Raw genomic sequence first — 26,706 nt, 5'->3', positions numbered from 1 at the left:
TCCATGAACCTGCCGTCTCACGCGCGCGTCGTCATCATCGGGGGTGGCGTCGTCGGCTGCTCTGTCGCCTATCACCTGACGAAACTGGGCTGGACAGACGTGGTGCTCTTGGAGCGCAAGGCGCTGACTAGCGGCACGACTTGGCACGCGGCGGGGCTGATCGCGCAGCTGCGAGCGACGGCGAACATGACGCGGCTGGCGAAATACAGCCAGGAACTTTACGGCGGGCTGGAGGCCGAAACGGGCTTGGCGACCGGGTTTCGCCGGGTAGGCTCGATCACCGTGGCGCTGAGCGAGGAGCGCAAGGAAGAGATCTTCCGCTCGGCCGGGATGGCGCGGGCCTTTGGCGTGGAGATCGAGGAGATCGGGCCGGCCGAGGTGAAGGCGCGCTATCCACACCTCAATACCGATGGCGTGACGGCGGGCGTCTATCTTGCCAAGGACGGGCAGGGCGACCCCGGCAACATCGCGCTGGCGCTGGCCAAGGGCGCACGGATGCGTGGGGCGGTCGTGCAGGAGCGGGTGAAGGTGACGGGCATCGCGCGCACCGGCACGCGGGTGACCGGGGTGGACTGGCAGGGCGAAGACGGCAGCGCGGGCCACATCGCCTGCGACATGGTGGTGAACTGCGCCGGCATGTGGGGGCACGCGGTGGGCCGGATGGCGGGTGTCAATGTGCCGCTGCATGCCTGCGAGCATTTCTACATCGTCTCGGAACCCATCGCCGGGTTGGAGCAGTTGCCGGTGCTGCGGGTGCCCGACGAATGCGCCTATTACAAGGTGGACGCGGGCAAACTGATGCTGGGCGCGTTCGAGCCAAAGTCGAAACCCTGGGGGATGGCGGGCATTCCCGAGGGGTTCGAGTTTGACCAGCTGCCCGAGGATTTCGACCATTTCGAGCCGATCCTCGAGGCCGCCGTCGCGCGCATGCCGATCCTGGGCGAAGCTGGGATTCACACCTTCTTTAACGGGCCGGAAAGCTTTACGCCCGACAACGCCTATCACCTTGGCCTTGCGCCGGGGATGGACAACGTCTGGGTCGCCGCCGGGTTCAACTCGATCGGGATCCAGTCGGCGGGCGGCGCGGGCATGGCGCTGGCGCAGTGGATGGAGGACGGCGAAAAGCCGTTCGACCTGGGCGATGTGGACATCGCCCGCGCGCAACCCTTCCAGGGCAACCGGCGCTACCTGAAAGAGCGGGTCACCGAAACGCTGGGCCTGCTTTACGCCGACCATTTCCCCTACCGACAGAAGGCCACCGCGCGGGGCGTCCGGCGCACGCCGTTCCATGCGCAGCTGGAGGCGCAGGGCGCGGTCTTTGGCGAGCTGGCCGGGTGGGAGCGGGCCAACTGGTATGCTCGGCCCGGGCAGGAGCGGGACTATCGCTATTCCTGGAAACGGCAGAACTTCTTTTCCAATGTGGCGGACGAATTGGCCGCCGTCCGCACCGGCGTGGGCATGTACGACATGTCCAGCTTCGGCAAGCTGCGGGTGGAGGGGCGCGATGCAGAGGCGTTTCTGAACCGCGTCTGCGGGGCGGATGTGGCGGTGCCGGTGGGCAAGATCGTCTATACCCAGTTCCTCAATTCCCGCGGCGGGATCGAGGCGGACGTGACGGTGACGCGCCTGTCGGAGACCGCCTATCTGGTGGTGACCCCCGCGGCGACCCGGCTGGCCGACGAGACATGGATGCGCCGTCACCTGCGCGACGAGGCGGTGGTGATTACCGACGTGACGGCGGCCGAGGGCGTGCTGGCGGTGATGGGGCCGCGCGCGCGGGAGGTGATGCAGGCCGTCTCGCCCAACGATTTCTCGAACGCCACCAACCCCTTCGGCGCCGCGCAGGAGATCGAGCTTGGCCTTGGCCTCGCCCGCGTTCACCGCGTCTCTTACGTGGGCGAGCTTGGGTGGGAGGTTTACGTCAGCGCCGACATGGCCGCCCATGCCTTCGAGACGCTGTGGGAGGCCGGGCAGGGCATGGGCCTGAAACTCTGCGGCATGCACATGATGGACTGCGCCCGGATCGAAAAGGCGTTCCGCCATTTCGGCCATGACATCAGCTGCGAGGATCATGTGCTGGAGGCGGGGCTGGGCTTTGCCGTGGCGACGGGCAAGGCCGATTTCATCGGCCGCGACGCGGTGCTGGCCAGGAAGGAGGCCGGGCTACAACGCCGCCTTGTGCAGTTCCGCCTGACCGACCCCGAACCGCTGCTTTACCACAACGAACCGCTGGTGCGAGACGGGCAGATCGTGGGCCACGTCACCTCGGGCGCCTATGGCCACCACCTCGGCGGGGCGATCGGCATGGCCTACGTGCCTTGCGCGGGCGAGACGGCGGCGGATGTGCTGGCCTCGACCTTTGAGATTGACGTGATGGGCGCGCGGGTGCGGGCCGAGGCGTCGCTGAGGCCGATGTATGACCCGACCGGCGCGCGCACGAAGGCCTGAGGGCTAACGGTCCATCGCGCCTTTGCCGGCAAGGATCCGGTCGCGGACCTTTGCGATCCGGGCCACCCGCGTTTCGGGCTTTTTCAGCGCGTTCAGGACGATGGCATAGCTCTTGCGCCGCCCCGGTGTCAGCGCGGCAAAGGCTTCGGCCAGTTCCGGGTCGTCGTCCAGCGCGGCGATCAGTTCGGCGGGCAGGTCCACCTCGGCGGGCGGTTTGGGCGCTGTCACGCCCGCCTCGGCATAGCCCATCGCCTCGGCCAGATAGGCGCGGATCGTGCCCTCCATCGCGGCGACCTGCGCGTTGTCGGTGAAACGGATCATGTCCTGCGTCGCTGTCGCCGCGCCCTGTTTCTCCATCACGCCGGCGGGGTCCTTCATCAGCCCGGCGTTGAAGAAGGTCAGCCGCATGTTGTCCTGAAAGGCGCCCATGATGACGATGTTGCGGCCCGCATGCATGTAGCAGGGATGGCCCCATTTCAGCGTCTCTTCCAGCCCGGCCTCGCGGCAGATGCGGCGCAGGGCGGCCTGCCCCTCGGCCCATTTCAAAGAGGAACAGGCGGGCGTGTCGAACCGGGCACATCGCCCGCAACCCTTGGTGAAGTAATCCTCGATCTCGGTGATCATGGGCCCGCTCCGCTGATGTCGTCTCGGCAAACCTACCGCCCGTCGCGGGCCGCGGCAATTTCCATCGGCTTGCGCGCGAGGACTTGCGCAGGGCAAGGCTTTGGCCCAGTGATCCGGCCATGACCGATACACCCAAGCAGTCCGGCGACAGCGCCGCAGGTTTTGCCTATGCGATGGCCGCCTATGTTATCTGGGGTTTCCTGCCCCTTTACATGAAGGCGCTGGCCCATGTTGCCCCGGCCGAAGTCGTGGCGCATCGCGTAATATGGTCTGTCCCGATTGCCGCCGCGGTGCTGGTCTTTCGCGGTCGTACCGCCGATATCCGCGCCGCGCTTGCCTCTCCGCGAACGCTGGCGATGGGCGCGCTGACGGCCGCCCTGATCTCGGCCAACTGGGGCATCTATGTCTGGGCGATCGGCAGCGGCCATGCGCTGGATGCGGCGCTGGGCTACTATATCAACCCGGTCTTCAGTGTGGCGCTGGGCGCGATCCTGCTGCGCGAACGCCTGCTGCCGCTGCAATGGGTGGCGGTGGGTCTGGCCGTATTGGCCGTGGTGGTGCTGACGGTCGAGGCAGGCAGCCTGCCTTGGGTCGCGGTGGGCCTGACAGTCAGCTGGGGGTTCTACGCCTTCTTCAAGCGCTGGCTGCCGGTCGGCCCCAATCAGGGCTTCCTGCTTGAGGTGCTGATCCTGCTGATCCCGGCACTGGCCTATGTCGGCTGGGCCGAAGGCGCTGGTATCGGCCACCTGCTGCATGGGTCGCGCGCCGACGTGGCCCTGCTGATGGGCACCGGCGTGGTCACTGCCGTGCCGCTGATGCTTTATGCCAACGGCGCCAAGGGGCTGACGCTGTCGACGATCGCGATCCTGCAATATGTGGCGCCGACGATGATCTTCCTCACCGCGGTCTTCGTCTTTGGCGAACCCTTTGGCACAGCGCGCGCGGTGGCTTTCCCGATGATCTGGGCGGCGCTGGTCCTTTACACCTACGCGATCATCCGGCGGCCCCGGTTGCCCCTGCCTGTCAGGTAAATCCCAGCCGGGGGGGACCGGTTTGGCGCGCGCTCAGCCGTCCGTCAGTGCATCGCGGAGTTTCAAGAACCGGGGATCGGTCGCGACCCGGGCATTCATCGCTTCGCGCAGCGCCGCGACGGTTTTCAGCGGGCGCATCACCACTTCCAGCTGCGCGATCAGCCCGTCGGCGTCCAGCGTAATCAGGTCCACGCCAACTGCGTCCAGATCGCCGACCTTGCACTGGAACTCCAGCGCCCAGTCGGGCCCATGTCCCATCACGCGGCGATAGCGAAAATCCGTAAAGACCTGCCCGACGTGGCCCAGCACGGCCGCCACCGCCTCGGGGCCCTGCCACCTGGCCCAGTAGGTCGGTGGCAGGAATTGGACCACGGGCGATAGAAGCGGCGCCAGCGCGGCCTCGTCCCCGGTCTGTGCAGCGGCCTCGAAGGCGGCAATCGTCGGGTGCATCGGGCTCTCCATCGCTGACCTCGCAAGAGTGGCCGTGGTCTGCTTCGGGCGCAAGGGGGGCGCGCTGTTGCCCCGCTGCGCGCCGGGCGGTAGAGGGGCGCCATGTCTGATGCCGCCTTCGACACTGCCTATGATCCGCCCGATGGCCCGCTGGTGATCCTGCACGAGGATCATGAGGTGCTGCTTGTCGACAAGCCGTCGGGGTTGTTGTCCGTGCCGGGCAAGGGCGCACATCTGGCAGATTGCCTGATGGCGCGGGTGCAGGCGGTGTTTCCGCAGGCGCTGCTGGTGCACAGGCTGGACCGGGATACGTCAGGCGTCATGATCTTCGCGCTGACACCGCATGCGCAGCGCCACCTTGGCCTGCAATTCGAGAAGCGGATGACGAAGAAGACCTATGTCGCCCGCGTCTGGGGCCGGCTGGAGCCGCGCACCGGCACGGTGGACCTGCCCATCGCGGTGGACTGGCCCAACCGCCCCCTGCAGCATGTCGATCACGAGAACGGCCGCCCGGCGCAGACGGATTGGCGCGTGATGCGGGCGAGCGACGCGGAAAGCCGCGTGCGGCTGATGCCGCGCACCGGGCGGTCGCACCAGCTGCGCGTCCACATGCAGGCGCTGGGCCACCCGATCCTGGGCGATCCGTTCTATGCCACGGGGCCTGCACGGGACTTTCCGCGCCTGATGCTGCATTCCGAAACGCTGCAATTCCGCCACCCCGATGGCGGGGCGGGGATGCGGATTTCATCGCCCAGCCCGTTCTGATCGCCGCAGGGCGGCGATGCCTCCGGCGGGAGTATTTCGGGCAAGATGAAGCCGCGCGTCAGTCGAGGGGGGCGAGTGTCGTCTCCAGTTTTTCGCGCAGGTGTTCGTGCCGGGCGGGCAGGCGCAGGGCCTCGCCCAGATGTGCCGGGTCTTCGTCGACGGCAAAGCCGGGCTCGTTTGTGGCAACCTCGAACAGCACGCCGCCGGGGCTACGGAAGTAGATTGCCCAGAAATAGTCGCGGTCCTTGACCTCGGTCACCTTCCAGCCCGCGGCCAGCAGGGTCTCGCGAACCTCGGCCTGACGCGCGCGGTTCTCGACAGCGAAGGCAATGTGATGGACCGATCCCGCGCCCTGGTGCGCCCGGTCCGCGCCGGGATCTGGCAAGATGTCGACGACCCGCGCCGGCCCGCCGCCGGGGAGGGCGTAGCGGGTGACATCGCCCTCGCGAGCCAATTCGGCATAGCCCATCTTGCGCAGGAGCGCCGCGGTCTGGTCCGCCTCGGCAAGATGCAGCACCACCGAGTGCAGCCCGCGCAGGGCAAGCCCCGCGTCGATCTCGGGCGTGGTCCAGGGCGCGCGGTCGTCCTCGGCCTCGACCAGGGCCAGGCGTTCGCCGTCCGGGCCGTCGAAAAGGACGCGCGCTGCGCCGAAGGCGGTATCGCGCACGATGTTCTGCACGCCCGCGGCGTCCAGCCGGCCCGCCCAGGTGGCGGCGGTGCCGGGCGGGATCGAGAAGGCGGTAAGCGCGACCTCGCCGGTGCCCCGCGTGCCGCGTTTGCTGTGGGGGCGGGGGAAATAGGTCATGACCGTGCCGGGCGTGCCCGCGGCATCGCCGAAATAGAGGTGATAGACGTCGGGTGAATCGAAGTTCACCGTCGTCTTGACCCGGCGCAGGCCCAACGTGCGGGTCCAAAAGGCATTGTTCGCGGCCGGGGCCGAGGCCAGCGCGGTAACGTGGTGAAGCCCCTTGATCTGGTCGAGCATGATGCGTCCTTTCGGTTAGTGAAAAGCATAGCGTGAATCGGCGCGCAGATCATCGCCGGGGCCGCAGGGGCTGTGTGCGCAGGCAAACAAAAGGGGCGCGGCCCTTTCGGTGCCGCGCCCCCCGTTACCTTCGCCCGGATCGCCTTATTCGGCCGCCCAGCCCGAGATTGCCTTGACCTCGAGGAATTCCTCGATGCCCCAGGTGCCGCCCTCGCGGGCGCGGCCCGACGCCTTGACGCCGCCGAAGGGCGATCCGGCAGAGCGGGATTTGTAGTTCATCTCGACCATGCCCGAGCGCAGGCGGCGCGCCATGCGGTTGCGCTTGGCACCGTCCTGGCTCTGGACATAGTTGGTCAGGCCGTAGGGCGTGTCATTAGCGATCTGGACCGCCTCTTCCTCGGTTTCGAAGGGGATGATCGACAGAACCGGGCCAAAGATCTCTTCCTGCGCGATGCGCATCTTGTTGTTCACGTCCGCGAAAACCGTCGGGCGAACGAAATACCCACGGTTCAGCCCCTCGGGCCGGCCGAGGCCGCCCGCAACCAGCCGCGCGCCTTCCTTGATCCCGGCCTCGATCATGCCTTGGATCTTTTCGTATTGCGCCTTGTTGACGACCGGACCGATGTGGTTGCCGGGCTCCGAGGCCGGGCCGACACGGGTCTCGTTGGCCACTTCCGCGGCAATCTCGACCGCGCGGTCATAGATCGAGCGTTCCACAAGCATCCGGGTGGGGGCGTTGCAGGACTGGCCGGAGTTGTAGAAGCACTTTTTCGTGCCGGTGCGCACGGCCCGTTCGTCGGCATCGGCGAAAATCACGTTGGCGCCCTTGCCACCCAGCTCCAGCGTCACGCGCTTGAGCGTTTCGGCGGCGGTTTTCGAAATCGCCTTGCCGGCGCGGGTGGAGCCGGTGAAGGAAATCATCTGCACATCCGGGTGCGCCGACAGCTGAGTGCCCACGCCAAGGCCATCGCCGTTGACGAGGTTGAAGACGCCCGGCGGGGTGCCCGCGTCATGCATGAACTCGGCAAAAAGCAGCGAGGACAGGGGCGATTCCTCTGACGGCTTCAGCACCACGGTGCAGCCGGCCAGGATCGCCGGGATCACCTTCAGCGTGACCTGGTTCATCGGCCAGTTCCACGGCGTGATCAGCCCGACGACGCCGATGGGTTCCAGCGCGATGCGGTCGTTGGGTGTGTCGGCGCGCAGCGGCTTGATCCACTCGATATGCTTGTAGGCGTCGAGGAAGTTCTTGAGGTGCCAGGGCAGACAGGGGGCCTGGTCGGCGCGGCTCATGTCGATGGGCGCGCCCATTTCAAGGCTGATCGCCTGCGCCATTTCCTCGGCGCGGGACTCGTACTGGGCGAGGATCCGCTCGACCAGCGCGTAGCGATCTGCCGGGTCGCTGACCGACCAGCTGTCGAAGGCGCGCAGCGCGGCAGCAACGGCGGCATCGGTATCGGCCTGGTCGCCGAGGCTGATGATGGCGCAGGGCTCTTCGGTGGAGGGGTCGATGACGTGGTAGTCGCGGGACTTGGCCGGGGCGACCCATTTGCCGTCGATGTAGAATTCGCGCTTTTCGATCATCGGAAACTCCAGGATTGTTGCTGCGTCGCCTTGCGGGGCAGCGTGTCGGGGTGGCGGGCGGTGGCGCCCGCCGCTGAGGGGCCTTATATGGGGTTCAACGGCGCACCGAAAGACCGGCTGCGACATCACATGACAGGAGAATCGACATGGCCTTGCGCATCAACGATACCATCCCCAACCTGACCGTCGTGACCGACCAGGGCGAGCTGAAGCTGCACGACTGGGTCGGCGACAGCTGGGCGATCCTTTTCAGCCATCCCAAGGACTTCACCCCCGTCTGCACGACCGAATTCGGCGCCGTGGCGCAACTGGCCGACGAATGGGCCAAGCGTGGGACCAAGGTGATGGGCATTTCCGTTGACGGGGTCGAGGACCACGTGAAGTGGAAGAAGGACATCGAGGTGGCCGGCGGTGCCAAGCCGGGCTTCCCGATCGTGGCCGATACCGACCTGCAGGTTTCCAAGGCCTTCGACATGCTGCCGGCCGAGGCCTACCTGCCCGACGGACGCACGCCCAACGACACCGCGACGGTGCGCGCGGTCTTCATCATCGGGCCGGACAAAAAGCTGAAGCTCAGCATGGTCTACCCGATGAACGTGGGCCGTAACTTTGCCGAGGTGCTGCGTGCGCTGGACGGGCTGCAGACCGCCAACGGCAAAGGCGTGGCGACGCCGGCCAACTGGAACTTGGGCGATGACGTGATCATCCCGACCGCGGTCAGCGATGCCGATGCGAAGGCGAAGTTCGGCGAGTTCACCACGGTCCTGCCCTACCTGCGCAAGACCAAGCTACCCGCCTGAGGCCAGCTTGCCCCCGCGCGCGCAAAGGCCGCCCGCCACCACCATCGGCTGGCGCGAGCGGGTCGACCTGCCCGCGCTGGGGCTGACCGGCATCGTTGCCAAGATCGACAGCGGCGCGCGAACATCCGCGCTGCATGCGACGCGGCTGGAACGGTTCAGCCGCGATGGCGCGCCTTGGCTGCGCTTTCGCGTGCCCCATGCCGGGCTGCTAGAGACGGTCATCTGCGAGGCGCCGCTGGTCGATCGCCGGGCGATCCGCAACACCAGCGGCATCGCCGAGGCCCGCCCGGTGATCGTGACAACGCTGGTGATCGCCGGCCGGCGTTGGCCCATCGAGGTATCGCTGGCGGACCGCGCGGGCATGACCCATCCGCTGATCCTTGGCCGCACGGCGCTGCGGCGGCGCGGCCTGCTGGTGGATGTCGGGCGGTCTTTTCTGACCACGCGTCGCGGCGTTGACATGGCCTTGCGCGAATCTGGCGGAACAGTCACACCGCCGGAATCCCTGCCCGAGGACACCCCATGAAGATCGCCATGCTCGCGCGCAACCCCGAGCTTTACTCGCATCGCCGGCTGAAGGAGGCGGCCGAGGCGCGGGGCCACCAGCTCGACATCATCAACACGCTGCGCTGTTACATGAACATCGCCAGCCGCCGGCCCGAGATCTACTACAATGGCGAAAAGCTGCCGCATTACGACGCGGTGATCCCGCGCATCGGCGCGTCCATCACCTTTTACGGGCTGGCCGTGCTGCGTCAGTTCGAGATGCAGGGGGTCTACCCGCTGAACGAAAGCGTGGGCATTGGCCGCAGCCGGGACAAGTTGCGTTCGCTGCAACTGCTGGCACGCGACGGTATCGGCCTGCCGGTCACCACCTTTGCCCATGACGCCAAGCAGACCGAAGAGGTACTGAAGTTGGCCGGCGGCGCGCCCGTGGTCATCAAGCTGTTGGAGGGGACGCAGGGCATTGGCGTGGTGCTGGCCGATACCGACCGCAGCGCGAAATCGGTGATCGAGGCGTTTCGCGGCGCCAACGTGAACATCCTTGTGCAGGAGTTCATCAAGGAGGCCGGCGGCACCGACATTCGCGCGCTTGTCGTGGGTGGTCGCGTGGTGGCCGCGATGAAGCGGACGGGCGCCGATGGCGAGTTCCGGTCGAACCTGCACCGGGGCGGGTCGGCGCAGGTTGTAAAACTGTCGCCCGAAGAGCGCGCAACAGCGATCCGTGCCGCCAAGGCGATGGGGCTGAACGTCTGTGGCGTCGACATGCTGCGCGCCAATCACGGGCCGGTGGTGATGGAGGTAAACTCCTCTCCCGGTCTTGAAGGCGTCGAAAATGCGACGGGTATCGACATCGCCGACAAGATCATCGCCTTCATTGAAAAGAATGCAGAGGTCGGCAAGACCCGGACCAAAGGCAAGGGCTGATGAGCGGGGTGCGCAAGCCCTTCGAGATTGGTGGGCGGCGCGTGGCGCCGGGGCAGCGCGCCACGGTCGAATTGCCGGTCAGCACGCTGACGGATCATACGCCGGTGACGCTGTCAGTTCACGTTGTGCATGGCAAGAAACCGGGGCCGGTGATGTTCGTCTCGGCCGCCATCCACGGGGACGAGGTGATCGGGGTCGAAGTGGTGCGCAGGCTGTTGCGCGCGCCGCAGCTTGACCGGGTTTCCGGCACACTGCTGGCGGTGCCGATCGTCAACACCTTCGGCTTTCTCAACCAGTCGCGGTACCTGCCGGACCGCCGCGACCTGAACCGGGTGTTTCCCGGTTCTGCCTCGGGCTCGCTGGCGGCGCGGCTGGCGCACCTGTTTCTGACCGAAGTCGTCGCGCGGTGTTCGTTCGGGATTGATCTGCATTCAGCCGCCGTGCAGCGCACCAACCTGCCGCAGGTCCGCATCAGCCCCGGCAGCACCAGCCTGGCCGAGATGGCCGAGGTTTTTGGCGCGCCGGTGATCCTGACCGCGAAGGAACGTGACGGCTCTCTGCGCCGGGCGGCGGCCGCGCGGGGGATCGACGTGCTGCTCTACGAGGCGGGCGAAGGGCTGCGATTCGACGAATACGCCGCGCGGACGGGGGTTTACGGCATCCTGCGTGTGATGCGCGCGCAGGGCTTGATCGGTGCCAAGGGTGTGCAGAAGCCAACCGTCCGGCCGATCCGCAGTGCCCGGTCCAGCTGGCTGCGCGCGCCTGCGGGCGGGCTGATGCGCAGTTTTCGACAGGCGGGAGATGTGGTGGCGGCGGGTGACGTACTGGGCATCATCTCGGACCCGTTCGGCGAGAACGAGATCGAGGTGGTGGCGAGCGAAGGCGGCATGATCGTGGGCCGCAGCATCCTGCCGGTAGTCAACGAGGGGGATGCCCTTTTTCACATTGCGGCCTTGCCCGACCCGGGCCGCGCCGAGGCGGCGCTGGGCGCACTTGCCGACCAGATCGAGGCACAGCCGCTGTTCGACGAGGACGAGATTATCTGAGAGGGCGGGGGGCCGTCTGCCCCCCGCGCCCCCCGAGAGTATTTCCGGCCAGAAGAAGAGCGCGGCCCAAGAAAAAAGGCCCCGGGCGTCGCCGCCGGGGCCTTTGGCTTGATACGATCGGGCGCCGCTTATTCGGCGGCTGCCTCTTCCGTCATTTCCTTGCCGGTTTCCTGATCGACCATCTTCATCGACAGGCGGACCTTGCCGCGATCATCGAAGCCCAGCAGCTTGACCCAAACTTCCTGACCTTCCTTCAGCACGTCGCTGGGATGGTTCAGGCGGCGGTTCTCGATCTGGCTGACATGGACGAGGCCATCGCGCTTGCCGAAGAAGTTCACGAAGGCGCCGAAATCGACGAGCTTCACGACCTTGCCCTTGTAGATCTTGCCCTCTTCCGGCTCGGCCACGATCGAGTAGATCATGTCGTAGGCCTTCTGGATGGCATCGCCGTTCGACGAGGCGATCTTGATCACGCCGTCGTCGTTGATGTCGACCTTGGCACCCGACACTTCCACGATCTCGCGGATGACCTTGCCGCCCGACCCGATCACTTCACGGATCTTGTCGGTGGGGATGGTCATCGTCTCGATGCGCGGGGCATGGACGCTGAAGGCATTGGCGCTGCTCAGCGCCTTGGACATCTCGCCAAGGATGTGCAGACGGCCGGCCTTGGCTTGTGCCAGTGCCTTTTCCATGATCGCCGGCGTGATGCCTGCGACCTTGATGTCCATCTGCAGCGAGGTGATGCCGTTCTCGGTGCCAGCGACCTTGAAGTCCATGTCGCCGAGGTGGTCCTCGTCGCCAAGGATGTCGGTCAGCACCGCGAATTCGCCGTCGTCTTCCAGCACCAGGCCCATCGCCACGCCGGCCACGGGGGCCTTGAGCGGGACGCCAGCATCCATCATCGAAAGCGAACCGCCGCAGACGGAGGCCATCGAGGATGAGCCGTTCGACTCGGTGATCTCCGAGACGACGCGGATGGTGTAAGGGAAATCGGTCGCCGCCGGCAGAACCGCCTGCAACGCGCGCCAGGCCAGCTTGCCATGGCCGATCTCGCGGCGGCCGGGGCTGCCCACGCGGCCCACTTCGCCGACCGAGTAGGGCGGGAAGTTGTAGTGCAGCAGGAAGTTCGACTTGTAGGTGCCGTTGAGAGCGTCGATCATCTGTTCGTCGTCGCCGGTGCCCAGCGTGGTCACGACCAGCGCCTGCGTTTCGCCACGGGTGAACAGGGCCGAGCCATGGGTCCGCGGCAGGATGCCGGTTTCCGACACGATCGGGCGGACCACGTCGAGGCCACGGCCGTCGATGCGGCGGCCATGCTTGACGACATCGCCCCGCAGAACCGAGGATTCCAGCTTCTTCAGCGCGGTGCCGAGGTTGGGGTCTGCCAGCTGCTCTTCGCTCAGCGTCGCCTTGATGGCAGCCTTCGCGTCAGACACGGCGGCCACGCGGGCCTGCTTGTCGGTGATCGCATAGGCGGCCCGCATCTGCTCTTCGCCGGCGGCTTTGACCGCGGCCAGCAGCGCACTGTAGTCGGGCGGGGCATAATCGAAGGGCTCTTTGGCGGCCGTTTCAGCCAGATCGATGATCAGGTCGATCACCGGCTGGATCTGCTCGTGCGCAAAGGTGACGGCGCCCAGCATCTCGGCCTCGGACAGCTCGTAGGCCTCCGATTCCACCATCATCACGGCGTCTTTCGTGCCGGCGACGATCAGGTCCAGCCGCTGCTCGGGGTTCTCGCGCAGCTTGTGCATGTCGTCGACGGTCGGGTTCAGCACGTATTCGCCATCGACAAAGCCCACGCGGCAACCGGCGATCGGGCCCATGAAGGGCGCGCCCGACAGCGTCAGCGCGGCCGAAGCGGCGATCATCGCCACCACGTCGGGGTCGTTGACGAGGTCATGGCTGAGAACGGTGCACATGATCAGCACTTCGTTCTTGAAGCCTTCGACGAACAGCGGGCGGATCGGACGGTCGATCAGGCGGGCAGTCAGCGTTTCCTTTTCGGTCGGCCGGGCTTCGCGCTTGAAAAAGCCGCCGGGCACTTTGCCCGCGGCATAGTATTTTTCCTGGTAGTGGACCGTCAGCGGGAAAAAGTCCTGCCCCGGTTTCGGTTCCTTGGCGAAGGTCACGTTCGCCATCACGCTGGTTTCGCCCAGAGTGGCGATGACGGTGCCGTCGGCCTGGCGGGCAATCTTGCCCGTTTCCAGTGTCAGCGTTTCTTCGCCCCACTGAATGGATTTCTTCACTTCATTGAACATCTATCGTTTCCTATGAGGGAGCACTCCCGGCGTTCCGGGTCTCCCGTTTGTGTGGCGGCCCCATTGCCGCCCACCCCTGTCCTTCGCGAGCGCCGGGGTCAGGGCGCTACGTCACAGATTGGGGGGCCATACAGGAAAACGGCAAGGCTGGAAAGGGGCAGGCTCAGCCCTGCCCGGCTGGACCGATCGGCACATCGTCATCGCGATCGCGGGCATATTGCCGGGTTCCTTCGAAGGCGGGCAGCCACGCTTCGCGCCGGCTTGTCCACAGTTCGTAAGTTGGCCTGAACTGACTTGGCGCATCGAGGGTGCCAAGGTGCACTTCCACCTCGCCGCCGCTGACTGCAAACACGGAAGAGCCGCAACAAGGGCAGAAATGGCGGCCCTTCCACGCGGCCGATCTGCCGGTCACGGTGACGGCCGATGCCGGAAAGACTGCGATGGCCAGAAATGGGGCGCCGTGGTGTTTGCGGCAGTCCATGCAGTGGCAGATGCCAACCCGCAAAGGTGCGCCTTCTGCGACCAGCCGCAGCGCACCGCACAGACACCCCCCGGAATGGGACCCCATCGCGCATCCTCCCGCTGCCTTATCTTGCCACGGGTCGGGGGCAAAGGAAAACGCCCGCACCTTGCGGCGCGGGCGTTTCCAAATCCAGGTAGGTGCCGGCCTTAGCGGCGCAGGCCCAGACGCTCGATCAGCGACTGGTAGCGGGCCACGTCCTTGCGCTTGACGTAGTCCAGCAGCTTGCGGCGGGTGGCAACCATCACCAGAAGGCCACGACGGCCGTGGTTGTCCTTCTTGTGGGTCTTGAAGTGTTCGGTCAGCGTGGCGATGCGCGAGGACAGGATCGCAACCTGAACCTCGGGCGAACCGGTGTCGCCTTCCTTCGTCGCGTATTCCTTGATCAGGCGCGCCTTTTCTTCGGCAGTGATCGACATCGGGGTCTCCTTCATCAAAGGGTTAAGGCGCATGCCGGGATGTCGTCCAGCAGGGCCCTTGGAGGTGTCACGCAGGCGCGAGGCCTTCGGGATGCGTGCGCATAGGGCAAATCGGCCCCGAAGAAAAGCAGAATCTCAGGCCGCGACGAGGTGGACCGTCGAGAGGTCCAATGTCTTGACCCCGGCCAGTGTGGCCACCGCGGTGCCATCAGCAAACAGCGTGCTGCCACTTGCGTCGCTGCTGACGCTGAGTTCTGGCGCGGCGTGGCTGCCATCGTAAAGTACGACAAGTGCGTCTTCGGTGGGGTTGTAGTCGTCCACGTGGACGCTGCCCTGCGCGGCGCTCTGCGCGTCGAGGGCAAAGATGTCGGCCCCGTCACCGCCATTGAGATTGTCGCCTGCTCCGGCAATCAGCGTGTCATCGCCCGGCCCGCCATTGAGATAGTCCAGCGTGGCGGGATCCGGGCCATCGCGCCCGTCCAGCGTATCGTTGCCGGCCCCGCCATGCAGCACGTCGGCCCCGGCGCCGCCAACGAGCGTATCGTCGCCCTCGTATCCGAGTAGCGAGTCGTTGCCGGCCCCGCCCAGCAGCGTGTCGTTGCCGCCGCCGCCGTTAAGCTGGTCATCCCCCGCGCCGCCGTCCAGCGTGTCGTTGCCGACATGGCCCAGAAGCGTGTCATTGCCCGCATCGCCCGTCAGGCTGTCATCGCCGAGGCCGCCGTGGATCTCGTCATTACCGTCGCCACCTACCAGCGTGTCGTTGCCGCCTTCGCCGTTCAGGTGATCGTCCCCGCCATTGCCCAGCACGGTATCCGCCCCGTCGCCGGTAAAGAACACGTCGCGCCCCGGGCCGCCAATGAAGAGGTGATCGAGCGAAATGGTCTGCACGCTGTCGCCGGAAGGGTCAGCCGTGGGATCGGTGGACTCTCCCGATGGCATATGCGTGTCGTCCGGCGGTCCATCCTGTGGGCCGGATCCCTGCAGGAAGGTGTCAACGGAGACGGTTTGGACGCTTTCAGTGCTGTCGGCAGCGTCACCCTCGCCATCATCTCCCGGCGCCGCATCGTCGGGATGGGGGATGAGGGCCATGCCGAAGATCGCCACACCCAGCAAGCTCAGGATAGCAAGCATCCCATCAAACCTTCACCCAAAGGCGGCCGAACGGCCACCAGACACCCCCGGGGCAAGGTCATAGCATGTCAAGGCGCGGGCCCGGCCGACTTTCGCTGTGGTTGGTTAACGGCTGGTCCCGAGGCCGCGCGCGGCCTTGCGGAAGAACGGACCGAAGGCGGCCAGCACCGCGGCGGGGTTTTCTTCCATCGCGAAATGGCCCGAAGCGCAGCTTTCGCCGCTTAGCGTCCGGCACCACGGCCGCCACAGGCCCAGCGGATCGCCGGTCTGGGCGGGAAATCCGCCTTCGCCCCAGAGGAACCGGACCGGTGCGGCGATCTTGTGTTTCGCGGCGCGGTCTGCTGTGTCGATGGTGCGGTCGGTGGTGGCACCGGCGCGATAATCGGCGCACGTCGCATGCAGGTGCGCGGGATCGCGGGCCTGCGCCCGGTAGCTTTCCAGCGCGTCCGGCGCAAAGACATCTAGTGTCTTGCCACCTGTCCAGCTGCGCAGGGTCCAGTCGATGTAACCAACCGGATCGGCGCCGATCAGCGTTTCGGGCAGCGGTGCAGGCTGGGCGAGGAAGGTCCAGTGATAGGCGCTGAGCGCAAGCTCGGCATTCCACGCGGCCCAGAAATCGCCCGTCGGCACGATTTCCACGATACCCAACGCGAAGATCCGCGTGGGATGGTCCAGCGCCAGCCGGTAGGCCACGCGCGCGCCCCGGTCATGGCCCAGCACCGCGGCGCGCTCGATCCCCAGCGCGTCCATCAGGCCGATGATGTCGGCGGCCATGCGCCGCTTGGAATAGGTGGTGTGGGCGTCGTCGTCGGGCGGCGCATCGCTGTCGCCGTAACCGCGCAGGTCGGGCACGATCACGTCGAAATCATGGGCAAAGCCGGGGGCGACCGCGGCCCAGCAATGATGGTTCTGCGGGTAGCCGTGCAGCAGGATCAGCGGCGCGCCCTGCCCGGCGCGATGCACCGACAGCGTGACATCGCCGCAATCGACGCGGGAGGGGACGAATCCTTCGATCATGCGAAGAGCCTATCCCAGCTGGCAACCGCGCGCGACTGTAACTCGGCCGCCAAGCCGTTCGCCTGCTTTCCCGGCGATCAGGTTGCGATCCAGTCCACCGGCTGGACATCGCGTCGCAGGTAAAGCGGGTGGCGGGGGTGCCCGTCCTTGGTCAGGCCCAGCACCTGCGGCCGGTGCCCGGCGGCGCGCAACAGCGCGGCCACCTCGGTGCCGCGCCCGTGCAGCGTGCCGTGAATGCCCCATGCGCAGATCAGCCACCCCGCGCGGGCCGCGGCGCTCAGGATGGCTGCGTCATTATCCGGGCCGACGGGGTCCTCGGCCCGGCGCAGATCGCGCGGGTGGGTGGCACGAAAGGCAAAGAGGTTGACCACCTCCATCCCGCCCGCCCCCAGCGCGCGGGCAAAGCCGGTGCAACGTGCGATGGTCGGGTCGTCCGTCGCCTCGCTTGCCGTCGACGGGTTGAGCATCACGAAAACCGCCGCGCGCCCGGGCCCCCAGTCCCGCGTCAGCGACAGCCGGTAACGTCCGCAGGTGGAATAGACGGCCGCGCCGGTCCCGTCCGGCCGGACGGCCTGTCGCAAGATCGTCTGCGGTTTCATCTTGCCCCAAATACTCCCCCGCCGGAGGCGTCCCAAGGCCGGATACGGGCCTAGCCGTTGGCGGCGAAGACCCGCGCCGGATGCAGTTCGCCGCCGCGATACTGGCCCACGGCGATGGCCCGGCCGTCATGGCTGACCCAGGCCGTGTCGCCGTATTCGGCCTCGCCGGGAAAGACCATCGCGGGGTTGCCGTTGCGCAGGCGCGGCACGCTGTCAGCCGGGCATCGCAGTTCCGGCAACTCGTGCAGCCCCGCCTCGAGCGGCAGGAGATGCGCGTCAAGCTCCGGCGTATGCGCAAGGCGCTCGACGGTATCAAGGTCCACCCCGTTTTCCACCGCAAAGGGGCCAGACCACAACCGGCGCAGCGCCGTCACATGACCAAGACAGCCAAGCGCGCGGCCCAGATCGCGCGCGACAGAGCGGACATAGCCGCCCTTGCCGCAGGTCATTTCAAACGTCGCGTGATCGACGTCGGGCCGCCCCGTCATCACCAGTTCCTCGACCCAGAGCGGCCGCGCGGCAAGGTCCATCTCTTCGCCGTCGCGGGCCAGGTCATAGGCGCGCGCGCCGTCGACCTTTACGGCGGAAAACTGCGGCGGGACTTGCATGATATTGCCCACGAAGGGGCCCAACGCCTGCTTGATCGCGGCATCGGTCGGGCGGGCATCACTGGTTGCAATCACCTCGCCCTCGGCATCATCGGTAGTGGTGGACTGCCCGAAGCGCACGGTGAAGGCATAGCACTTCAGCGCGTCCGTGATGTAGGGGATGGTCTTTGTCGCCTCTCCCAGCGCCACGGCCAGCAGCCCGGTTGCGGCCGGATCAAGGGTGCCGGCATGGCCGGCCTTCTTTGCCTGAAACGCCCAGCGCACCTTGTTGACCACGGCAGTCGAGGTCATGCCGGCGGGCTTGTCGACCACCAGCCAGCCGGAAATGTCGCGCCCCTTGCGTGTGCGTCCCATCGTTGGCCCCTCTTGCTTCCAAGGCGGCCCGCCTATCCAAGCGGCTCGCCCCGGTCAAGTCACTCCACCAGCCCTACGATCGGGCCCATCGGCAAGCCGATGTCGTCGCGGCCGATCGCCGGCGCATAAAGCCGCGAGACCCGCCCGTCCAGGTAGAGGGCATCACTGAGCCCCAGCGCATCGCGAAAGGCGCGGGCGAAATCGTAAAGGTTGACCGGCTTGTCCGCGATGACGAAGACAGCGCGGTCGCCCGCCGCCGTGGTGCCCACGCCGTTTCGCACCAAGCGTGACGGGCTGCCGGCGATGAGCCGCGGGTGCAGCTTGCCCCCGATCACCAGCATCGGCCCGGACTGCGTGGCATAGCGGCAGGCGGGGCGGGTACGAGCGAAAAGCCGTGTCTCGATCACCTGCGCAGTATCGGACCCGATGCAGAAAACACCGTTGGGCAGCATCCCGAAATTACCCTTGCTGGCCCCGGTCAGCAGAGGTGTGCGTTCGACCCCGTCCTCGACATAGTAGCCCACCGGGCTGAGATCGGGCCGGTACATGCCACCGTTCATGGCAAAGACCAAATGCTTGCCCTCGGCCTCGAGCGCGGTGCGCACCGCCGAGAAGCTGCCGTAGGGCTGACCGTTTGCATCGTCCAGAAAGAGCCGCAGATCGTCTTGGGCGGGTCGCGCTGCGCAGACAGTGTAATTGGCGCCTTCGAACTGCATCCTGCCACAGACGGCGGCCCCAGCTGCCCCCGCCCAGACCATACAAAGCGCCAGCACCGCCAGCGCCCGTGTCACTCGTCGAGGTCCTGTCGGACGTGATCCTCTGAAAGAAGACGCCGTGTCTCGTCCATGCGGTCGAAGGTCTCGTCGATCTCGAACCGAAGTTGGGGCGCGAATTTCAGTGTCATGCCGCGGGTCACAAGATGGCGGATCTCGGCAGTATTGCGCCGCAGCGCGGTCAGCGCCGTCTCTTTGTCCTTGCCGCCAAGGGGCAGGACAAAAGCGGTTGCGATGCGCAGGTCGGGCGATGTGCGCACCTCGCCCACCGTGATCGACATCCGCGCAAGATCGGGGTCGTGCACGTCGCCACGGGCCAGAACGTCCGACAGCGCGCGGCGGATCACCTCGCCCACGCGCAGCTGTCGCTGGGTGGGTGCGCGATGCGTTCCGGCGCCTTCGGAAGAGTGACGTCTTGCCATGCCCTGCACCTAAACGCTTCGCACGGGCTTGCCAAGGCAGGCTTTGCCAAGCCCGCGCCGTCCCGGTAAACCCTTGCCGAAGCAATCAGGCGAGATGGGGGGACGGACCATGGCGGAACAAGCGGCGGCGGACAAGCCGGGCATCGTGGTGACGGGCGCCTCGGGGCGGATGGGGCAAATGCTGATCCGCACGGTGATGGAGTCGCCCGATGCGCGGCTGGCCGGGCTGATCGAGCGCGAGGGTCACCCTTGGGTGGGCCGTGACGCGGGCGTTGCCATGGGCGGCGCGCCAATCGGTGTGACGGTAACGGACGATCCGCTCAGCGCCTTTGCCACCGCACAGGCGATCATCGACTTCACCGCGCCCGCTGCCACGGTAGAGTTTGCGGCGCTCGCTGCGCAGGCGCGGGCCGTCCATGTCATCGGCACGACCGGGCTGTCCGACGAGGACCTGCGCAAGATCTCGGCCGCGGCCCGGCACGCGGTGATCGTGCGGGCCGGCAACATGAGCCTTGGTGTCAACCTTCTGGTGCAGCTGACGCGCAAGGTCGCCGCGGCGCTGGATGCAGATTTCGACATCGAGGTGATCGAGGCGCATCACGGGCGCAAAGTCGATGCGCCGTCGGGCACGGCGCTGATGCTGGGGCAGGCGGCGGCCGAGGGGCGGGGCGTGAACCTCGCCGAGGTCGCGGATCGGGGCCGTGACGGCATCACCGGCGAACGCAAGCGCGGGCATATCGGCTTTTCCTCGATCCGCGGTGGCGACATCGTGGGCGAGCATGACGTGATGTTCGCGGCGCCGGGCGAGCGTATCATCCTGCGCCACGTTGCCACGGACCGTGCGGTTTTTGCCCGTGGCGCGCTGAAGGCCGCCCTTTGGGGGCAGGACCGTGCGCCCGGCGAATACGACATGCTAGACGTTCTGGGGCTGTAGCCGGACAAGAAAAAGTGAACCGGGCGTGCCGGGTCAGCGTATTGGTCTTCGTGAAACCGCAACCCTTGCGACCGAGAGCCCAGACATGCCCCGCGCCGCCCTGCTTGCCCTTCCGTTGATCCTGTCCGCCCTGCCCGCCAAGGCGGACGGTTTCATGCCGGTCCGCGACCGGCAGCAATTCGTTTCGCTTGTTGAAGGCAAGGAATTGCGGATCTGGCTGTGGGGTGTGAACCTTCGGATCAGGCCGGACGGCACGATCGAGGGGCAAGCCGCCACTCGCACGGTAAGTGGCCGCTGGGCCTGGCAGGATGGCTATTTCTGCCGCGAGATGGCGTGGGGCGATACCGAGATTCCGGCGAACTGCCAGCTGGTCGAGGTGAAGGACGACCGCGAGATACGGTTTACCGTCGATCGCGGCGCGGGCGATTCCGCCACGCTCAGCCTGCGCTAGAAGTCGATCGCAAGGCCCTTCTTTTCCCAGTCGCCATAGCGCACAGGCTCTGGCCCATTGCGTCCGCCCAATTCCGGGGGCAGGTCCACCGGCTTTGCCGCCTTGCGCCGCGCCTCGGCCTCGGCCAGTGCGCGTCTTGCGGCGGGCGGCAGGTTTTCAGGTTGGGCGGGCGTCTGATCGCTCATCGCGGCGGTTCCTTGTCCGGTCGGCCCTTCTGATATACGGGCGAACGCCACAGGCTCAAGAGGACGCCATGACGCAACCCGGACCCGAGGCGGGCCTTGCCCCGCGCCGCGCCGCGCTGAAGATGCTGCAGCAGATCACCGGCGAGGGGCGTCTGTTTCCCGAACTGGTCGAAGGCGGCAGCCTTGCCGACTTGGCACCCGAAGACCGCGCGCGGGCGCAACGGCTGGTGCTGGACACGCTGCGCGGGTTGGACCGCGCCGACCGGATGCTGGCGCCGTACTTGAAGAAGGCACCGCCGCTTTATGCGCGCAACGCGTTGCGGTTGGGTACGGTCGAACTTTGTGCCAATGGCGAGGCCGCGCATGGTGTCGTCAACGCGATGGTCGGCCTCGTCGGCGCGGACAAGCGCGCGGCGGGGCTGAAGGGGCTGGTCAACGCGATCCTGCGCAAGATTGCTGCCGAGGGTCCGGCGGGCTGGGCGCAGCGACCAGTCCCGCTGCTGCCGGGTTGGCTGCGCCAGCCGCTTGTCGCGGCCTGGGGGCGCAAGGCGGTGGCAGGGATGGAGGCCGCGCATTTCGCCGGTGCCCCGCTGGACCTGACACCCAAGGGTGACGCGGCCAACGTCGCGCAGGCGCTGGGCGGTCAGGTCTTGCCCACCGGCTCGGTCCGGCTGGCGCAGGCGGGGCAGGTGACGGCGTTGCCGGGGTATGACGATGGCGACTGGTGGGTGCAGGATGCCGCCGCCGCTTTGCCCGCGCGGTTGCTGGACGCGCAGCCGGGCGAACGGGTGCTGGACATGTGCGCCGCACCGGGCGGCAAGACGCTGCAACTGGCGGCCAGCGGGGCCGCGGTGACAGCGCTCGACATTTCCGAGGCGCGGATGGAGCGGGTCCGGCGCAACCTGACCCGCACCGGGCTGGCGGCGTCCTGCGTCGTGGCAGACGCGCTGGATTATGCGCAGGGCGGCTGGGATGCGATCCTGCTGGACGCGCCCTGTTCGGCCACCGGCACCATCCGCCGCCACCCCGACCTGCCGCAGGCCAAGGACGGGGCGGAGTTTGCCGCGCTGATCGACCAACAGACCGCCCTGATCGACCACGCGCTGACGCTGTTGCGCCCCGGCGGGCGGCTGGCTTTCTGCACCTGCTCGCTTCTGCCGGACGAGGGCGAGGTGCAGGCCGAGGAAGCCTTGGCGCGGCATCCGGGCCTTGTGGCCGAACCGCCTGAGGGTCTGGCGGGAATCGACGCAGGCTGGATCACGCCTGAAGGTGGGCTGCGACTCCGGCCCGATTACTGGCCCGAGCTTGGCGGGATGGACGGCTTCTACATGATCCGGCTAAGAAAGCCCGCGTGACTTGACCCGCCCGGCTTTCTATCATCGCGGGTGGAAGACGGTTTGAAACCGCAGGCAGGGGCAGCAGCGACGTGGCAAGAAACCGGACATGGCAAGACCGCCGCGCGCAGGTCATGGACCGCGTGCATGCGCGCATGGCCGCCCGCGCCAAGATGCCCACCGGTTTCGCCTCGCAGCCCGAGCCGCGCACGATCGGGCGCTATGCCCGCGGACGGCAGCTTGTCGCGGGGAATTTCCTGTTCTCCGGTCACCTGATCGAGGCGCCGGGCCGTGCCATCTGGGATATTGTCGCCGAGGCACCGCACATTGCGGCCGAATTGCAGGGCTGCACCTGGCTGGATGATCTTGCCGCAGTGGGTGACGCCAAGGCGCGGGAACGGGCGCAGGCCTGGGTCTTTGACTGGATCGACCGGTTCGGGCAGGGGCGGGGGCCGGGCTGGACGCCCGACCTGACAGGGCGGCGGCTGATCCGCTGGATCAATCACGGCTTCTTCCTGCTGCGCGGGCAGGAAAAGGCGGCCGCGGACAAGTTCTTTCTCAGTCTGGCGCGGCAGACGCTGTTCCTGTCGCGCCGCTGGCGCAGTGCGCGGCCCGGCCTGCCCCGGTTCGAGGCGCTGACCGGGCTGATTTATGCGGGCCTGTCGCTGGAAGGGATGGAGGCACATGTCGACCCCGCCATCGCCGAGCTGACCCGCGACTGCGAACGGCAGGTGAGCGAGGGTGGCGGCATTCCCACCCGCAACCCCGAGGAACTGCTGGAGGTGCTCACGCTGCTGAACTGGGCCGTGCAGGCGCAATCGGAGGCCGGGCGCGGACCGCCCGCGCCGCAACTTGCCGCGATCGCCCGGATTGCGCCGACCTTGCGCACACTGCGCCATGCCGATGGAGGGCTGGCGCGGTTTCACGGAGGCGGACGCGGGATTGACGGATGGCTTGATCATGCGCTGGCGACTGCCGCGACACCGGGGATACGGCGCGATGATCTGGCAATGGGTTTTGCGCGAATGGCGGCGGGGCGGACCAGCGTCATCGTCGATGCCGCCCCGCCGCCGATGGGGCCTGCCTCGGTCGATGCCCATGCCTCGACCAACGCCTTCGAGCTGACATCGGGGCGACGGCCGATGATCGTCAATTGCGGCTCGGGCCGCAGCTTTGGGCCGGACTGGCGGCGGGCCGGGCGGGCAACGCCCAGCCACTCCACGCTGGGGCTGGCGGCCATGTCCTCGTCGCGGCTGGGTGCGCTGGACGGTCATGACGGGCGCAAGGCCGAGGAATTGGTAGAAGTGCCCGACAGGGTGCCGGCGATCTTTTCCCGCCTGCCTGACGGGCGGCGGCTGGAGGTTGCGCATAACGGTTACCAACGCACCCACGGGCTGACCCATGCCCGCACGCTGGACCTGTCGTTCGATGGGCGGGCGCTGGCCGGCGAAGACCTGCTGACGACGTTGTCGGACGGGGACAAGGCGCGGTTTGACAGGGCGATGGACGCGGCGCGGCTGGACGGGATCGCCTTCGCCATCCGCTTTCACCTGCACCCCGAGGTCGATGCCTCGGTCGATCTTGGCGGCGCGGCAGTGTCACTGGCGCTGAAAAGCGGCGAGGTCTGGATTTTCCGGCAGGACGGCAGCGCCACGATGACGCTGGAGCCGTCGGTCTACCTTGAAAACGGGCGGCTGAGGCCCAGAAATGCGCAGCAGGTGGTTCTCTCCGGCCACGCGATGTCCTATGCGACGCGCGTACGCTGGTATCTGGCCAAGGCGCAGGACACGCCCGACGGGCTGCGCGACCTTGGCCAAAACGACAGCGATATGCTGGCGGACGACGCCTGAGCCAAGGAGACAGCCGATGAGCCCCACTTCCCTGCCACTGCGCCGCGCGCTTCTGTCGGTCTCGGACAAGACCGGATTGGTCGATCTTGCGCGCGCCCTGCATGATCGCGGTGTCGAACTGGTCTCGACCGGAGGCACGGCGGCGGCGCTGCGCGATGCCGGCCTGCCGGTGCGCGATGTCGCGGACCTGACCGGGTTCCCCGAGATGATGGATGGCCGCGTCAAGACGCTGCACCCGGCGGTGCATGGCGGCCTGCTGGCGCTGCGCGACGATCCCGCCCACCGCGCCGCGATGGAGGCGCACGGCATCGGGCCGATCGACCTGCTGGTCGTCAACCTTTATCCGTTCGAGGCGACGGTGGCCAAGGGCGCCCCCTATGCCGACTGCATCGAGAACATCGATATCGGCGGCCCCGCGATGATCCGCGCCGCGGCCAAGAACCACGCCTTCGTCGCCGTCGTGACCGACCCCGAGGACTATCCCGCGCTGCTGTCGGAACTGGCCGAGGCAGGGGGAACGTCGCTGGCCTTCCGCCAGCGGCTTGCGCTGACAGCCTATGGCCGCACGGCGGCCTATGACGCGGCCGTTTCGGGCTGGATGGCAAAGGCGCTGGACGAGGCCGCGCCCCGCCGCCGTGCCTTCGCCGGGACGCTGGCCCAGACCTTGCGCTACGGCGAGAACCCGCATCAATCGGCGGCCTTTTATACCGACGGCACAGGGCGCATCGGTGTCGCGACGGCGACGCAGCATCAGGGCAAGGAGCTGTCCTACAACAACATCAACGATACCGACGCCGCTTTCGAACTGGTGGCCGAGTTTGCCCCGGCCGACGGACCGGCTTGTGTCGTCGTGAAACACGCCAACCCTTGCGGCGTGGCGCGGGGCACCACGCTGCTGGCCGCCTACAAGGCTGCCTATGATTGTGACCGCACCAGCGCCTTCGGCGGGATCGTTGCGCTGAACCAGCCGCTGGATGCGCAAACCGCCACCGAGATCTGCCAGATCTTCACCGAGGTCGTCATTGCGCCGGGTGCCAGCGACGAGGCGCGCGCGATCTTCGCGAAAAAGCCCAACCTGCGCCTGTTGACGACTGACGGTTTGCCCGATCCGCGCGCGCCGCAACTGGCCTTCCGACAGGTCGCGGGCGGGTTGCTGGTGCAGGACAAGGACGTGGGCGAGGTGACTCAGGACGACCTGAAGGTGGTGACGAAACGCGCGCCTACGCCCGCGCAGATGGCCGACCTTCTCTTTGCCTGGAAAGTGGCCAAGCACGTCAAGTCCAACGCCATCGTCTATGTCAAGGATGGCGCCACCGTCGGCGTCGGCGCGGGCCAGATGAGCCGCGTGGACAGCACCCGCATCGCCGCGCGCAAGGCCGCAGACATGGCCGAGGCGCTGGGCCTGCCCGAGGTGCCGACCAAGGGCTCTGTGGTGGCCTCCGACGCCTTCTTTCCTTTTCCCGACGGCCTTTTGACCGCGGCCGAGGCGGGTGCGGTCGCGGTGATTCAGCCGGGCGGGTCGATGCGCGATGCCGAGGTTATCGCTGCCGCCGACGAGGCGGGGCTGGCGATGGTCTTTACCGGCATGCGGCATTTCCGGCACTAGGGGGCGCGCAATGCGACTGACACTCTGGACGGGGCTTGTCGTCCTTCTGATCGATCAGGCCTCGAAGCTGGTCGTCGTGCGCTGGCTTGGTCTGATGGATCGGCAAGCCATTGATGTGCTGCCACCGTTCCTGACCTTTCGGATGGCGTGGAACCGGGGCGTCAACTTCGGCCTGTTGGCCGGGCACGATCCGCGGCCGTGGCTGATCGCGGTGGCAGTGGTGATTTCGGCGCTGGTGCTTGCGTGGGTCTGGCGCAGCCCGCCCGGCCGCTGGGCCGCGATTTCGGCCGGCCTTCTAGTGGGCGGTGCGGCGGGCAATGTGCTTGACCGGCTGATCTATGGCGCGGTCGCCGACTTCCTGAACATGTCCTGCTGCGGGCTGGACAACCCTTATGCGTTCAACCTTGCCGATGTCGCGGTTTTCCTTGGTGCGCTGGGCCTGATCCTGTTTACCGGCGACAAGAAGCCAGCGACGCGCGGTGGCCGAAACAAGACCCCGTGACGCGGGCGGATGCATCGGTTAAACAAGGCCACGAAGTGTGCAGTGGAGGCGACATGCGGGGGACGATACTGGCAGGCCTTGCGGCCCTGAGCCTGACGGCCTGCGGCAGTGCCTCGCACTTGCACAGCTTTGGCAATGCCGGGCCGGGGCCGGACGAATTCTCGGTTCTTCCGACGCGACCGCTGGAAATGCCCAAATCCTTTGCCGCGCTGCCGGCGCCGACACCGGGCGGCACAAATCTGGCCGATCCAAATCCGGTGGGTGATGCGATCGCCGCTCTTGGTGGCCGCGAAGGTGCAGGTGCCAGCGTTCCTGCTGCAGATGCCGGGCTGGTTGCTACTGCCGATCGCTACGGCGTTGATCCGGCGATTCGCACGACGCTGGCAGAAGAGGACGCGGCCTTCCGTGCCCGGCGCGGGCGTTTGGGCATCCTCTCGGGCTTTGGTGACCGTTATTACCGGATCTATGCCGGCATGGCGCTTGACGCTTATGCCGAACTGTCCCGCTTCCAGTCGATGGGCGTGCATGTGCCCAGCGCACCGCCGCAATAGGCCGCAATCCCCCTGTTAGAATCGGCGC

General features: G+C 67.1%; 28 protein-coding genes. 14 read left to right on the top strand and 14 right to left on the bottom strand.

Annotated elements, in window-relative coordinates; translation table 11 throughout:
• The first annotated feature begins 3 nt into the window (after positions 1-3).
• Entirely contained in the window at positions 4-2,448 is a 2,445-nt protein-coding gene (locus GC146_RS07210; RefSeq protein ID WP_291836469.1) for an FAD-dependent oxidoreductase, read from the top strand.
• Between the two features lie 3 nt (positions 2,449-2,451).
• On the opposite strand, the gene GC146_RS07205 is transcribed toward GC146_RS07210, so the two are convergent.
• The gene (locus tag GC146_RS07205; RefSeq protein ID WP_291836466.1) at positions 2,452-3,072 is read right to left on the bottom strand and encodes a YdeI/OmpD-associated family protein; all 621 of its coding nucleotides are present in this window, start codon (positions 3,070-3,072) and stop codon (positions 2,452-2,454) included.
• A 119-nt stretch (positions 3,073-3,191) separates the two neighbouring features.
• Between GC146_RS07205 and rarD the strand changes: the two genes are divergently transcribed.
• On the top strand, positions 3,192-4,103 hold the full coding sequence (gene rarD / locus GC146_RS07200) for an EamA family transporter RarD (RefSeq protein ID WP_291836463.1): 912 nt from the start codon (positions 3,192-3,194) through the stop codon (positions 4,101-4,103).
• Between the two features lie 33 nt (positions 4,104-4,136).
• Here the strand turns inward: rarD and GC146_RS07195 are convergent, their stop codons facing one another.
• On the bottom strand, positions 4,137-4,553 hold the full coding sequence (locus GC146_RS07195) for a nuclear transport factor 2 family protein (protein WP_291836461.1): 417 nt from the start codon (positions 4,551-4,553) through the stop codon (positions 4,137-4,139).
• 102 nt (positions 4,554-4,655) lie between these two features.
• Here GC146_RS07195 and GC146_RS07190 point away from each other — a divergent pair, with 102 nt between their 5' ends.
• Positions 4,656-5,318: an RluA family pseudouridine synthase gene (locus GC146_RS07190; protein ID WP_291836459.1), complete on the top strand. Its 663-nt coding sequence runs from the start codon at positions 4,656-4,658 to the stop codon at positions 5,316-5,318.
• Between the two features lie 58 nt (positions 5,319-5,376).
• On the opposite strand, the gene GC146_RS07185 is transcribed toward GC146_RS07190, so the two are convergent.
• On the bottom strand, positions 5,377-6,303 hold the full coding sequence (locus GC146_RS07185; RefSeq protein WP_291836457.1) for a ring-cleaving dioxygenase: 927 nt from the start codon (positions 6,301-6,303) through the stop codon (positions 5,377-5,379).
• Positions 6,304-6,447: 144 nt separating this feature from the next.
• Complete coding sequence (locus GC146_RS07180; protein WP_291836454.1) at positions 6,448-7,887, bottom strand: aldehyde dehydrogenase family protein; 1,440 nt, start codon at positions 7,885-7,887, stop codon at positions 6,448-6,450.
• A 146-nt stretch (positions 7,888-8,033) separates the two neighbouring features.
• Here GC146_RS07180 and GC146_RS07175 point away from each other — a divergent pair, with 146 nt between their 5' ends.
• From GC146_RS07175 to GC146_RS07160, 4 genes are read left to right on the top strand one after another with little or no spacing between them, the layout of a single operon-like run.
• Positions 8,034-8,687: a peroxiredoxin gene (locus GC146_RS07175; RefSeq protein ID WP_291836453.1), complete on the top strand. Its 654-nt coding sequence runs from the start codon at positions 8,034-8,036 to the stop codon at positions 8,685-8,687.
• A 7-nt stretch (positions 8,688-8,694) separates the two neighbouring features.
• On the top strand, positions 8,695-9,213 hold the full coding sequence (locus tag GC146_RS07170) for a RimK/LysX family protein (protein WP_291836452.1): 519 nt from the start codon (positions 8,695-8,697) through the stop codon (positions 9,211-9,213).
• The gene (rimK, locus tag GC146_RS07165; RefSeq protein ID WP_291836450.1) at positions 9,210-10,115 is read left to right on the top strand and encodes a 30S ribosomal protein S6--L-glutamate ligase; all 906 of its coding nucleotides are present in this window, start codon (positions 9,210-9,212) and stop codon (positions 10,113-10,115) included. The genes GC146_RS07170 and rimK overlap by 4 nt, the downstream gene beginning before the upstream one ends.
• Positions 10,115-11,161, top strand: a complete 1,047-nt coding sequence (locus tag GC146_RS07160) for a succinylglutamate desuccinylase/aspartoacylase family protein (RefSeq protein WP_291836447.1) — start codon at positions 10,115-10,117, stop codon at positions 11,159-11,161. The genes rimK and GC146_RS07160 overlap by 1 nt, the downstream gene beginning before the upstream one ends.
• Positions 11,162-11,289: 128 nt before the next feature.
• Here the strand turns inward: GC146_RS07160 and pnp are convergent, their stop codons facing one another.
• From pnp to rbfA, 9 genes are all read right to left on the bottom strand, one after another.
• Positions 11,290-13,422: a polyribonucleotide nucleotidyltransferase gene (gene pnp, locus GC146_RS07155; RefSeq protein ID WP_291836444.1), complete on the bottom strand. Its 2,133-nt coding sequence runs from the start codon at positions 13,420-13,422 to the stop codon at positions 11,290-11,292.
• Positions 13,423-13,585: 163 nt separating this feature from the next.
• Positions 13,586-13,990, bottom strand: coding sequence for a GFA family protein (locus GC146_RS07150; protein WP_291838457.1), 405 nt, complete (start codon positions 13,988-13,990; stop codon positions 13,586-13,588).
• 101 nt (positions 13,991-14,091) lie between these two features.
• Positions 14,092-14,361, bottom strand: a complete 270-nt coding sequence (gene rpsO, locus GC146_RS07145) for a 30S ribosomal protein S15 (RefSeq protein ID WP_291836440.1) — start codon at positions 14,359-14,361, stop codon at positions 14,092-14,094.
• A 135-nt stretch (positions 14,362-14,496) separates the two neighbouring features.
• Positions 14,497-15,492 carry a calcium-binding protein gene (locus GC146_RS07140; protein WP_291836437.1) on the bottom strand — a complete coding sequence of 332 codons (996 nt, stop codon included), beginning with the start codon at positions 15,490-15,492 and terminating at the stop codon, positions 14,497-14,499.
• A 105-nt stretch (positions 15,493-15,597) separates the two neighbouring features.
• Entirely contained in the window at positions 15,598-16,509 is a 912-nt protein-coding gene (locus GC146_RS07135) for an alpha/beta hydrolase (RefSeq protein ID WP_291836434.1), read from the bottom strand.
• Between the two features lie 77 nt (positions 16,510-16,586).
• Positions 16,587-17,108 (bottom strand): DUF1643 domain-containing protein, encoded by a 522-nt coding sequence (locus GC146_RS07130; protein WP_291836431.1) that lies wholly within the window; start codon positions 17,106-17,108, stop codon positions 16,587-16,589.
• Positions 17,109-17,158: 50 nt separating this feature from the next.
• A complete protein-coding gene (gene truB / locus GC146_RS07125; protein WP_291836428.1) occupies positions 17,159-18,070 on the bottom strand; it encodes a tRNA pseudouridine(55) synthase TruB in 912 nt (303 codons plus the stop codon).
• A 59-nt stretch (positions 18,071-18,129) separates the two neighbouring features.
• Positions 18,130-18,861 (bottom strand): phosphodiester glycosidase family protein, encoded by a 732-nt coding sequence (locus tag GC146_RS07120; protein WP_291836426.1) that lies wholly within the window; start codon positions 18,859-18,861, stop codon positions 18,130-18,132.
• The gene (gene rbfA / locus GC146_RS07115) at positions 18,858-19,265 is read right to left on the bottom strand and encodes a 30S ribosome-binding factor RbfA (protein ID WP_291836422.1); all 408 of its coding nucleotides are present in this window, start codon (positions 19,263-19,265) and stop codon (positions 18,858-18,860) included. Before rbfA ends, GC146_RS07120 begins: the two co-directional genes overlap by 4 nt.
• Positions 19,266-19,374: 109 nt before the next feature.
• Between rbfA and dapB the strand changes: the two genes are divergently transcribed.
• Positions 19,375-20,199, top strand: a complete 825-nt coding sequence (gene dapB / locus GC146_RS07110) for a 4-hydroxy-tetrahydrodipicolinate reductase (protein ID WP_291836420.1) — start codon at positions 19,375-19,377, stop codon at positions 20,197-20,199.
• Positions 20,200-20,284: 85 nt separating this feature from the next.
• On the top strand, positions 20,285-20,650 hold the full coding sequence (locus GC146_RS07105; RefSeq protein WP_291836418.1) for a dihydrodipicolinate reductase: 366 nt from the start codon (positions 20,285-20,287) through the stop codon (positions 20,648-20,650).
• On the opposite strand, the gene GC146_RS07100 is transcribed toward GC146_RS07105, so the two are convergent.
• Positions 20,647-20,835 carry a DUF1674 domain-containing protein gene (locus GC146_RS07100; protein ID WP_291836416.1) on the bottom strand — a complete coding sequence of 63 codons (189 nt, stop codon included), beginning with the start codon at positions 20,833-20,835 and terminating at the stop codon, positions 20,647-20,649. The two genes, GC146_RS07105 and GC146_RS07100, sit on opposite strands and share 4 nt — an antisense overlap.
• A gap of 68 nt (positions 20,836-20,903) precedes the next feature.
• On the opposite strand from GC146_RS07100, the gene GC146_RS07095 reads away from it, so the two are divergent.
• The 5 genes from GC146_RS07095 to GC146_RS07075 all read left to right on the top strand — a co-directional run bounded on the left by GC146_RS07095 (position 20,904) and on the right by GC146_RS07075 (position 26,678).
• Positions 20,904-22,190 carry a transcription antitermination factor NusB gene (locus GC146_RS07095; protein WP_291836413.1) on the top strand — a complete coding sequence of 429 codons (1,287 nt, stop codon included), beginning with the start codon at positions 20,904-20,906 and terminating at the stop codon, positions 22,188-22,190.
• A gap of 113 nt (positions 22,191-22,303) precedes the next feature.
• Positions 22,304-24,019 (top strand): heparinase II/III family protein, encoded by a 1,716-nt coding sequence (locus tag GC146_RS07090; protein WP_291838454.1) that lies wholly within the window; start codon positions 22,304-22,306, stop codon positions 24,017-24,019.
• Between the two features lie 16 nt (positions 24,020-24,035).
• Positions 24,036-25,625 carry a bifunctional phosphoribosylaminoimidazolecarboxamide formyltransferase/IMP cyclohydrolase gene (gene purH / locus GC146_RS07085; RefSeq protein WP_291836410.1) on the top strand — a complete coding sequence of 530 codons (1,590 nt, stop codon included), beginning with the start codon at positions 24,036-24,038 and terminating at the stop codon, positions 25,623-25,625.
• Positions 25,626-25,635: 10 nt separating this feature from the next.
• Positions 25,636-26,127, top strand: a complete 492-nt coding sequence (gene lspA, locus GC146_RS07080; RefSeq protein WP_291836408.1) for a signal peptidase II — start codon at positions 25,636-25,638, stop codon at positions 26,125-26,127.
• Between the two features lie 53 nt (positions 26,128-26,180).
• A complete protein-coding gene (locus GC146_RS07075) occupies positions 26,181-26,678 on the top strand; it encodes a DUF3035 domain-containing protein (protein ID WP_291836405.1) in 498 nt (165 codons plus the stop codon).
• Positions 26,679-26,706: the final 28 nt, after the last annotated feature.

This window comes from Limimaricola sp., assembly GCF_016125575.1.
Lineage (GTDB): Bacteria > Pseudomonadota > Alphaproteobacteria > Rhodobacterales > Rhodobacteraceae > WGLM01.
The sequence above is the reverse complement of the archived record's forward strand: the minus strand, read 5'-3'. Positions and strand labels throughout refer to the sequence as shown.

Coding starts and splice junctions, on each gene's coding strand:
- GC146_RS07100 (WP_291836416.1), bottom strand. CDS start 20,835: ATGAGCGATCAGACGCCCGCCCAACCTGAAAACCTGCCGCCCGCCGCA.
- purH (WP_291836410.1), top strand. CDS start 24,036: ATGAGCCCCACTTCCCTGCCACTGCGCCGCGCGCTTCTGTCGGTCTCG.
- dapB (WP_291836420.1), top strand. CDS start 19,375: ATGGCGGAACAAGCGGCGGCGGACAAGCCGGGCATCGTGGTGACGGGC.
- truB (WP_291836428.1), bottom strand. CDS start 18,070: ATGGGACGCACACGCAAGGGGCGCGACATTTCCGGCTGGCTGGTGGTC.
- GC146_RS07105 (WP_291836418.1), top strand. CDS start 20,285: ATGCCCCGCGCCGCCCTGCTTGCCCTTCCGTTGATCCTGTCCGCCCTG.
- pnp (WP_291836444.1), bottom strand. CDS start 13,422: ATGTTCAATGAAGTGAAGAAATCCATTCAGTGGGGCGAAGAAACGCTG.
- rimK (WP_291836450.1), top strand. CDS start 9,210: ATGAAGATCGCCATGCTCGCGCGCAACCCCGAGCTTTACTCGCATCGC.
- GC146_RS07210 (WP_291836469.1), top strand. CDS start 4: ATGAACCTGCCGTCTCACGCGCGCGTCGTCATCATCGGGGGTGGCGTC.
- lspA (WP_291836408.1), top strand. CDS start 25,636: ATGCGACTGACACTCTGGACGGGGCTTGTCGTCCTTCTGATCGATCAG.
- GC146_RS07095 (WP_291836413.1), top strand. CDS start 20,904: ATGACGCAACCCGGACCCGAGGCGGGCCTTGCCCCGCGCCGCGCCGCG.
- GC146_RS07190 (WP_291836459.1), top strand. CDS start 4,656: ATGTCTGATGCCGCCTTCGACACTGCCTATGATCCGCCCGATGGCCCG.
- GC146_RS07180 (WP_291836454.1), bottom strand. CDS start 7,887: ATGATCGAAAAGCGCGAATTCTACATCGACGGCAAATGGGTCGCCCCG.
- GC146_RS07185 (WP_291836457.1), bottom strand. CDS start 6,303: ATGCTCGACCAGATCAAGGGGCTTCACCACGTTACCGCGCTGGCCTCG.
- GC146_RS07075 (WP_291836405.1), top strand. CDS start 26,181: ATGCGGGGGACGATACTGGCAGGCCTTGCGGCCCTGAGCCTGACGGCC.
- GC146_RS07195 (WP_291836461.1), bottom strand. CDS start 4,553: ATGCACCCGACGATTGCCGCCTTCGAGGCCGCTGCACAGACCGGGGAC.
- GC146_RS07140 (WP_291836437.1), bottom strand. CDS start 15,492: ATGCTTGCTATCCTGAGCTTGCTGGGTGTGGCGATCTTCGGCATGGCC.
- GC146_RS07135 (WP_291836434.1), bottom strand. CDS start 16,509: ATGATCGAAGGATTCGTCCCCTCCCGCGTCGATTGCGGCGATGTCACG.
- rbfA (WP_291836422.1), bottom strand. CDS start 19,265: ATGGCAAGACGTCACTCTTCCGAAGGCGCCGGAACGCATCGCGCACCC.
- rarD (WP_291836463.1), top strand. CDS start 3,192: ATGACCGATACACCCAAGCAGTCCGGCGACAGCGCCGCAGGTTTTGCC.
- rpsO (WP_291836440.1), bottom strand. CDS start 14,361: ATGTCGATCACTGCCGAAGAAAAGGCGCGCCTGATCAAGGAATACGCG.
- GC146_RS07090 (WP_291838454.1), top strand. CDS start 22,304: ATGGACCGCGTGCATGCGCGCATGGCCGCCCGCGCCAAGATGCCCACC.
- GC146_RS07205 (WP_291836466.1), bottom strand. CDS start 3,072: ATGATCACCGAGATCGAGGATTACTTCACCAAGGGTTGCGGGCGATGT.
- GC146_RS07160 (WP_291836447.1), top strand. CDS start 10,115: ATGAGCGGGGTGCGCAAGCCCTTCGAGATTGGTGGGCGGCGCGTGGCG.
- GC146_RS07150 (WP_291838457.1), bottom strand. CDS start 13,990: ATGGGGTCCCATTCCGGGGGGTGTCTGTGCGGTGCGCTGCGGCTGGTC.
- GC146_RS07175 (WP_291836453.1), top strand. CDS start 8,034: ATGGCCTTGCGCATCAACGATACCATCCCCAACCTGACCGTCGTGACC.
- GC146_RS07130 (WP_291836431.1), bottom strand. CDS start 17,108: ATGAAACCGCAGACGATCTTGCGACAGGCCGTCCGGCCGGACGGGACC.